This window comes from Mycobacterium sp. shizuoka-1, assembly GCF_002723835.1.
Classification (GTDB): Bacteria; Actinomycetota; Actinomycetes; order Mycobacteriales; family Mycobacteriaceae; genus Mycobacterium.
In genome coordinates this window covers 1-7,636 of sequence record NZ_BEWG01000123.1, presented here as the reverse complement: position 1 = coordinate 7,636, position 7,636 = coordinate 1, and the positions used below count along the sequence as shown (strand labels likewise).

Sequence of the window (7,636 nt, the reverse complement as noted above, 5' to 3'; positions counted from 1 at the left end):
GACTCAAGCCGCCGGTCCCCTCGGGCCGCACCGATGGCCGATCTCCATCGCGGACTAGGACGTCTTCGCCGCCGGGCAGCCAGAGGGTGTCGCCGTTGGCGAGCTTGATGTCTGCGTGGGTGCCTTCGGGGAACGGGTCGGTGATGAGGTTGATGTCAGCCACGGCGGTTCCGTACTCGACGAGGTAGTCGCCGGGCGTCAGGTCTTGAGCGAGTTCAGTTCTCATTGACAGGCTCGGTTTCTGGACGGCGCGAGCAACACGCGACATGGCTTCACCGTAGAGATCGCCTCGGACAGTTTCCAGAGGAGCTGCGCGTTGGCCCGGCTGGCCGCGTGGGTGGATCAGCCAGCCAGGATTCCCGCCGTGAGGCCACAGCGTCGTTGACGAAGTGGCGAGTGACAGAACCGTTGTCCTGTCCCGGTGGAAGTAGGCCGTTGCGATTCGGGCTCTCCCGAAGAGGACACGCGGGATTGGCGTTGACTTCTGCGAGGCGGCTCGCCACGCTGAGCGAGATGAGGTGCGAATCAGCCACGATGCGGTGTGTTTGTTCCCCGCGCGACAGATGCTTGCGCCCGTGAGGTTGTCGTATGAGTATCGCGATCGTTCACACCGTCGCTGAAGGCACGCTTGTGCACGGCACCCGTCGTGGCGACGGCACCAACATCATCCTTAAGGCGGCGGGTTTTCGTTGGTTTCGGAGCCAGGGCCTGTGGGGTATCACCGGCAGCCGCGACCGTGAACCCGACGTCGGAAAGATCGAGCGCGCGGTAGCCGGGTTGCGCGGCGCCGGCCATACGGTGGCCGTTCATGTCGAGAAGAGTCACGTATCCGCGGTCGATGCCTGAAGCCGCTGATGTTGGGGGTGGCGTCAGGGTCGGGTGAGGCGTTGGCGGTCGATGTCCGCTAGGAGTTCGTCGAGTTTGGATTCGTCACCGCTGGCGTGGATTTGGGCTGCGGTTTCGGCGTCGATTTCGTAGACACCGGGGATGGGGCCCTGGGTGAGGTATTTGTGGACCGCGGCGACCTGCCAGTCTCCGTTGGCCGGGTTGCGCATGCGGTCTTGTTCGGTGTCGCGCAGCCGCTGCCTGGCGGTTTCGGCGTCGGAGGCGGTGACTTTCCAGTCGGCGCCCGGGTATTGGGCCACCCAAGTGCCGTCTGGTTGCTCGGCGACGACGGGTGTGAAGACGAAGCACACGCCGCGGTCTCGCATCACTTCGGCCATGTCGTCTCGGGTCTTGATGTTGTTGGGGTTCAGCATGGTTGGCCTCCTGTGAGATCCCATTGGCACCATCCGGTGGTGACTTTGCCGCTGGGCCAGAGCCATTCGCAGAGGAATCCTGGTCCGCTTGGTGTGCACCAGATGACGACGTAGCCGGCTTGGGGTGGTGGGATTTGATGTGTTACTGGCTGAAAGAGTTTGGTGTCTAAGGTCGGGATCTGTTTGGCTGCGTCGCCGAATCGGGTCGCGGTGTCGTTGATGATTTGGGTGGCTTCACCGACGCGCGTCATCGCGGCGCGGATTAGTGCTGCGCGTCCTTCTGCTGTGTCGGATATTGGGGTCAGTGCTTTTTATCGAGTTCCTGCTTGTACCGATGTCAGTCGGGTGTGGGCGTCGCGGGAGATCGAGGTGGCGTCGGTGACCAGAGTCGACACGGTGTGGTGTGCGGTGCGCAGCGTTGATCGGGTGGTATCGAGGTCGGTGTTGTGTTGTTGGGCTCGTGCGCTGCTGTCGCCGTGCCAGGTGGCCGGTGGGGTGAGTTGTTCGCCGAGCCGGGGGGTTTGCGGGCCTGAGGGAGCTGCGCCGGTGCCCAGCGTTTCACGGGCGGCGCGCAGGAGGGCGTCGACGGCTTCGAGCACTGGGCTATCCCGGCATTCGTGTTGGGCGGTTTAGGTGGGGTTTTCCCAGTCCGGGAAGTGCACGGCGCGGCTGGGGTCTGCGGCGTCGCGTTCGAGTTGGTCGATGTAGCCGGGCTGTTGCCTCAAGGTGTCTTCCAGTACGGATCGGACGACTGCCGGGGTGAGGGTCAGGGTGCCGTCTGGGCTGGTGGAGACCATGTAGAGGTCGTGGCGGGCCGTTTTGGGCAGGGTGATGCGGCGGCGGTTGTCGACTTCGATCAAATCCATGCCCGTCCCATCGTCTCGCTGCGATTGCGCTTCTTCTATAAGAACTCTATAGGGTCAGCACCCATTTCGTCCATTTCCGCATCGGGGTAATAGGGAATTGGGGCAATCATGGTATAGGCTGGCTGCGAGCTGGAAGGAAGGCGGCACCGCGTGGCTCTAGCGTTCCATCCCGAGGCGGCGCAGCGCTGGACATCACTGTGCTCCAGCACGCAGCCCTACGAACGAGCGGTTCGCGAGGCGGTCGCTGCGGTGCTGCGCCGGCTGGACTCCGATCCGCAACGCCATCGGGTGGGCGCGATCCAGTTCACCACCACCCCCACCGTCTGGGCACAGACCGTGGCGGTCGACGAAGGCGCCGACTGGGTGATCATCTGGACCGTCGACAACGCCACCGAAATCCGCATCCTGCGGATCGAACCCGCCCCGTCACTGTGACAAATCAGCCCGAGGAGTTGACCCCCCGCAGCGATCAGGCCGAACCGACCGGCTCCGCGGTGACCGTGCACACGATGGGGGTCCATTACCGCTGGCAACTGCCCGACGTCGTGCGCGCGCAGCTGCGCCTCGCCCATGATCTGCGTGAAGACCTGGTCGCGTTGCAGCTGGACTACGAACACGACATGCGCGCCATATGGTCCTCCTACCCCGGTGTCGCGGACGCCGAAGCTGCGCTCGAGCAGGCCCAGGCCGTGGTCGACGAGCTCCTCGAGCAGGTACGCGCGCAGCGGGCGCAGCTGGGCAGCAAGACCGTCGATCCCGCGCTCACCTCGCAGCTCGCCGCGGCCCGCGGCGCGGTCAAGCGGGCCCGGCAGGCTCGGCGTGACGCGATCGCCGATGTCGGTGAAGCTGCCACGCGTCAGCGGCAGGAGCGGACCGCTCGGCTGCGCGCTGACGAGAAGCGGCTCTAATCGGCGCTACTGCCAGGACGGTGATCTGTACTGGGGCACATACAACGACGTCGTCCGGCATCACAGGACCGCGGTTGCGCGGGTGCGCCGACAGCGCGCTGGTTATGAACACCAATCTCGACGTCGTTTAGTCGTGAATGTTGGCGTCGGCGATAACCGCGGGTGGTTGATTGTTCGTCAATGTCGACGTCGGTCCCCGATAGTGATCTGACACGCCGCCGTGGCTTGCTGGACAATCGGCCATCCGACGTCTCGCGTGTACGGATCTATCGCGTCCCGGTGGCCTCGATGAGATCGGCGCCGGTCGCCACGCCGCCGGCGTGGTTGATCGCGTTCTTCATCGCAGCGAGGTTGGCGCGGACGGTGGGCTCGGCGGCGATGCGCTCAGCCGTATTCCGGAGCTGGTCAGGGGTTGGCGAGTCGATCCTCGTCCCGAGGCCGAGTTGCTCGATGCGGCCGGCGTTGACGGACTGTTCGCGGACTTGGGGAACGGCGATGGTGGGCACTTGGTGGTAGAGCGCTTCCATGATTGAGCCCATCCCGGCGTGGGTGATGAACGCCGCCGCATGACGCAGGACTGCGAGTTGCGATACCTGGCGGTGGATCTCGACGTTGGGGGCCAACGTGCCAAGGTCCGCGAGGTCGACATGGCCGCCGATGGCCATCACCACGTGAAAACTGCTGTCGGCGAACGCGTCTGCGCATGAGGCGAAGAACTCGGGTCGGTTATTGAATGCAGTGCCCAACGACACCAACAGCACCGGTGCTCCACTGGGCGGGGGTTGCCAGGGTGGTGTTCGGCGGGCGCGGTGCGGCACCGATGGGCCGATGAAGTGAAAGCTGTCGTCGAAGGTGTCGCCGGCGATCTGAAACTCCCGCGGCACGAACACCAGCGACGGCGATGCCGGCGTGGCCTCGTTGTTGGTCCCGTGCGGGACGGGTTGGCCGTAGGACGCGAACCAGTCGGTGAGTTCGCCGAAGTAGCGCCCCATTTCCGGATGGTCTGGGGTGAATCCGTCGATCAGCTCCGCCGGGGTGAACTCGGTGTTGGTGGCCAAGGTCGGGATCAGTGAGACCATCGGTGCCCCGAAGATGCCGGCCAGGAGCGCCCCGAGGGGAACGCTGTCGGCGCAGACGACGTCTGGAGGGTCGGCGGCGAGCACGTCGAGCAGGTCTGGAGTGAGGGTGCGCGCGGCCGCCAGGAACGCACGCAGGTCGGCGCTGAGTGTTTCCGCGGTGAACCCCGTGGCGGCCAGGGCGCTGGTGTCGGGTTCCCAGCCCAGATCGACCACCGACGCTCCGGCCAGTTCGAGTTCGGGTGCCAGCGATCCGCCGCTGACAAAGGTGGCGCGGTGGCCGCGGTCGACGAGTTCCTCGACCATTGGCAACGTCGGATACACATGCCCGGCCGCTGGCGGAGTGGTGAACAGAACATGCATCGCAGCGCGGCCATTTCCGATAGATTTACCTAGATATATCTAGTTATATTACATGGCTAAGGATAGTGCGATGCCTGATGTGAGCACCACGCGGACCGATCTGGCGGGCCTGATCGGCCAGATCGTCCTTCTGGCCGGTCCCATCAACGCGCTGATGGCACGAGAACTCACGTTGCCGATCAACGATCTGGCGGCATTGCATCACCTGGTGGGGCTGTCGCCGGCGGGGCCGGCTGAGCTGGGCCGACGGTTGGGAATGTCGTCGGCGTCGGCCACCGTTCTGGCGGATCGTCTCGAACGTGCCGGTTACATCCGCCGGCGCCGGGATCCCTCGGATCGCCGCCGAATCATCCTGGAGGTCACCGACGCCACCGCGGCCCGTTCGCAGGCCGTGATCGGCCCGCTCGTGGAGGCGCTCACCAAGATCAGCGACAGCCTCGACGAGGCCGCCCAGCAGGACGTGGGCACGTACTTGACCCGGGTGATCACCGCGATGGCCAATTTCGCAGGCGCTGATGTCTCGGAACACCCGAGTTGAGTTGTACGCGGCGATCCGCCGCGACGCCCGCGCCGGCGTATCCGGCCGCGAGATTCAGCGCAAACATGGTGTCGGGTGGCGCACGGTGCAAGCAGCGGTAGCGTCGGCGTGGCCGCTGCAGCGCGCCGCCTACCCGACCCGTGCATCCAAGCTCGATGCGTTCAAACCCGTGATCGACGACATCCTGCGCGCCGACCTGGACGCGCCACGCAAACAACGCCACACCATCACCCGGATCGTCGACCGGCTGCGCACCGAACACGGCATGCACGACGTGTCCTACCCGGTGGTGCGGGCCTACGTGGCCACACGGCGACCGGAGATCAGTATCGAATGCGGTCGTGGGGCGCCCGGGGCGTTCGTCCCGCAGACGCACCTGCCAGGCCGGGAAGCCGAAGTTGATTTCGGTGAAATCGGTGTGCGGCTGCGCGGCCAGCTCGTCGCCTGCCACCTGTTCTCTCTGCGAATGTCTTACTCGGGCAAGGCTGTTCATCGGGCGTCGGCAACCGGAGGACAGGAAGCCTTCTTCGAAGGCCACGTGCATGCCTTTCAGGTTCTCGGTGGAGTACCAGCCGGCAAGGTCCGCTACGACAACCTCAAAGCTGCTGTGGCCCAGGTGATCGGGTTCTCACGTCAACGTGTGGAGACGGACCGCTGGGTGGCGTTTCGCTCACACTTCGACCTCGACGCGTTCTACTGCCAGCCAGGAATCACCGGCGCGCATGAGAAAGGCGGCGTGGAAGGCGATATCGGATGGTTCCGGCGAAATCACCTCGTGCCCGTACCAGAGGTCAGCTCGTTGCGGGAACTCAACGACCTCATCGACGACTACGACCGGGCTGACGATGATCGCCGCATCGGGCACCGCGCCCATACCGTCGCCGAATCCTTCAGCGCTGAGCATCAACTCCTCAAACCATTGCCCGTCGAGCCATTTGAGACCGGGCTGTGGCTGACACCGCGAGTGGACCGTTACGCCCAGATCACTGTCCGCACCAATCGCTACTCCGTGCCGTCGCGGCTCATCGGCCGCCAAGTCCGGGTGCTGCTCAACGCCTCCGATCTGACCGTCTACGACGGCCGCACCCCCGCGGCAACCCACGAACGACTACTGACCAAAGGCGGAGCATGCCTGGACCTAGACCACTACCTGGAGGCCTTCGTCCGCAAGCCCGGAGCCTTCCCCGGGGCGACCGCGCTGGCGCAGGCCCGCGCAGCGGGCACCTTCACCGCTGCCCACGACGCGTGGTGGGCAGCGGCCTGCAAGGCCCACGGTGACACCGCCGGCACCCGTGCACTGATCGAAGTTCTTCTGCTGCACCGCCACACCGAGCACCGTCATGTCGTGGCCGGCATCACCGCCGCACTCCACGCCGGGGCGTTGACCGCCGACGCTGTTGCCCTCGAAGCCCGCAAAGCCGCCGACGCCGCCCAAGGTGTCACAGCCATCGTGGGCCCACCATCGGCTGACCCGCCGTCGGTGGCGTCGCTGACAGCGCACCGCTTGACCCGTCTGCCAGTCGACACCCGGCCACCACCGTCGGTGACCGCTTACGACCAGCTTCTCCGACGGACCACCGAATAGAAGCATCAAACGAAAGGCCCCACCGATGAGCGCACCCGCACGCCGCGGACTGACCGAACAAGCCGCCGACGCCGCCATCGACCAGGCCTGCCGCATGCTCCGGCTCCCCACGATCCGACAGCATTTTCCCGAAACCGCCGACACCGCCGCCCGCCAACAACAGTCCTACCGCGCTTTCCTGGCTGAACTGCTGCTTGCCGAATGCGATGACCGCGCCCGTCGCCGCTCCGAACGCCGCATCCGCGCTGCGGCGTTCCCTCGCGAAAAGTCGCTTCGCACTTTCGATTACGCGGCCAATCCAAATGTTGACCCCGCCGTCATCAATACCCTGGCCACCTGCGATTGGGTTCGTAAAGGACAACCCCTCTGCCTTATCGGTGACTCTGGCACCGGCAAGAGTCATCTGCTCATCGCGCTGGGCACCGAGGCGGCGATGGCTGGCTTCCGGGTCAAGTACACCCTGGCCGCCAAGCTCGTCAACGAACTCGTCGAAGCCGCCGACGAAATGACGCTCACTAAGACGATCGCCCGCTACGGCAGGGTTGACTTGCTCTGCATCGACGAGCTTGGCTACATGGCCTTGGACAAGCGCGGTGCCGAGCTACTCTTCCAAGTTCTCACCGAGCGCGAGGAGAAGGCCTCCGTGGGCATCGCGAGCAACGAGGCATTCAGCGGCTGGACCAAGACCTTCACCGACCCACGGCTCTGCGCGGCCATCGTTGATCGCCTCACCTTCGGCGGCAACATCCTCGAAACCGGCACCGACTCCTACCGCCTCGCACACACCCTCCGCAACCGCGACAACACCGACAAGTGATGCCAACATTCACGAACACACGAAGGCCCCAGACGCCCGGAGTGACGTCAGAATTCGCGAACAACCGACATCAGGATTGACGACCAAAACCAGCGCGCCGAGGGGCGGCCGGCGACGTTGCGACATCATCGCTTCGGTGACTTCTCCGGCCGCTGGAAGCGACCGGCTTCTTTTACGCCGCGGTTGCGGTGTGAAGGGCCAGTCCAGCCCTGAGTATGTTGCGT

Annotated in this window: 11 protein-coding genes; 6 read left to right on the top strand and 5 right to left on the bottom strand. The window is 65.1% G+C overall.

The window, feature by feature from the left end; genetic code table 11:
- Positions 1-226, bottom strand: a 226-nt coding sequence (locus tag MSZK_RS29860; RefSeq protein WP_142390031.1) for a hypothetical protein, incomplete at its 3' end; no start/stop codon positions are given.
- Positions 227-588: 362 nt separating this feature from the next.
- On the opposite strand from MSZK_RS29860, the gene MSZK_RS29855 reads away from it, so the two are divergent.
- Positions 589-846: a hypothetical protein gene (locus tag MSZK_RS29855; RefSeq protein WP_199203544.1), complete on the top strand. Its 258-nt coding sequence runs from the start codon at positions 589-591 to the stop codon at positions 844-846.
- Positions 847-869: 23 nt separating this feature from the next.
- Here the strand turns inward: MSZK_RS29855 and MSZK_RS29850 are convergent, their stop codons facing one another.
- The 3 genes from MSZK_RS29850 to MSZK_RS29840 form a co-directional block, all read right to left on the bottom strand.
- On the bottom strand, positions 870-1,259 hold the full coding sequence (locus MSZK_RS29850; RefSeq protein ID WP_099252141.1) for a hypothetical protein: 390 nt from the start codon (positions 1,257-1,259) through the stop codon (positions 870-872).
- Positions 1,260-1,570: 311 nt separating this feature from the next.
- Positions 1,571-1,858, bottom strand: a complete 288-nt coding sequence (locus MSZK_RS29845) for a hypothetical protein (protein WP_099252140.1) — start codon at positions 1,856-1,858, stop codon at positions 1,571-1,573.
- A 30-nt stretch (positions 1,859-1,888) separates the two neighbouring features.
- Complete coding sequence (locus MSZK_RS29840) at positions 1,889-2,125, bottom strand: hypothetical protein (RefSeq protein WP_099252139.1); 237 nt, start codon at positions 2,123-2,125, stop codon at positions 1,889-1,891.
- Between the two features lie 150 nt (positions 2,126-2,275).
- On the opposite strand from MSZK_RS29840, the gene MSZK_RS29835 reads away from it, so the two are divergent.
- Together MSZK_RS29835 and MSZK_RS29830 are read left to right on the top strand one after the other, a co-directional pair.
- Complete coding sequence (locus tag MSZK_RS29835) at positions 2,276-2,560, top strand: hypothetical protein (protein ID WP_099252138.1); 285 nt, start codon at positions 2,276-2,278, stop codon at positions 2,558-2,560.
- The gene (locus tag MSZK_RS29830) at positions 2,557-3,033 is read left to right on the top strand and encodes a hypothetical protein (protein WP_099252137.1); all 477 of its coding nucleotides are present in this window, start codon (positions 2,557-2,559) and stop codon (positions 3,031-3,033) included. The genes MSZK_RS29835 and MSZK_RS29830 overlap by 4 nt, the downstream gene beginning before the upstream one ends.
- A 266-nt stretch (positions 3,034-3,299) precedes the next feature.
- Here the strand turns inward: MSZK_RS29830 and MSZK_RS29825 are convergent, their stop codons facing one another.
- Positions 3,300-4,472, bottom strand: coding sequence for a macrolide family glycosyltransferase (locus MSZK_RS29825; protein ID WP_099252136.1), 1,173 nt, complete (start codon positions 4,470-4,472; stop codon positions 3,300-3,302).
- Between the two features lie 70 nt (positions 4,473-4,542).
- On the opposite strand from MSZK_RS29825, the gene MSZK_RS29820 reads away from it, so the two are divergent.
- From MSZK_RS29820 to istB, 3 genes are read left to right on the top strand one after another with little or no spacing between them, the layout of a single operon-like run.
- Positions 4,543-5,010 (top strand): MarR family winged helix-turn-helix transcriptional regulator, encoded by a 468-nt coding sequence (locus tag MSZK_RS29820; protein WP_158230660.1) that lies wholly within the window; start codon positions 4,543-4,545, stop codon positions 5,008-5,010.
- A complete protein-coding gene (gene istA, locus MSZK_RS29815; protein WP_099252134.1) occupies positions 4,988-6,595 on the top strand; it encodes an IS21 family transposase in 1,608 nt (535 codons plus the stop codon). The genes MSZK_RS29820 and istA overlap by 23 nt, the downstream gene beginning before the upstream one ends.
- Positions 6,596-6,620: 25 nt before the next feature.
- The gene (gene istB, locus MSZK_RS29810; protein ID WP_099252133.1) at positions 6,621-7,412 is read left to right on the top strand and encodes an IS21-like element helper ATPase IstB; all 792 of its coding nucleotides are present in this window, start codon (positions 6,621-6,623) and stop codon (positions 7,410-7,412) included.
- Positions 7,413-7,636: the final 224 nt, after the last annotated feature.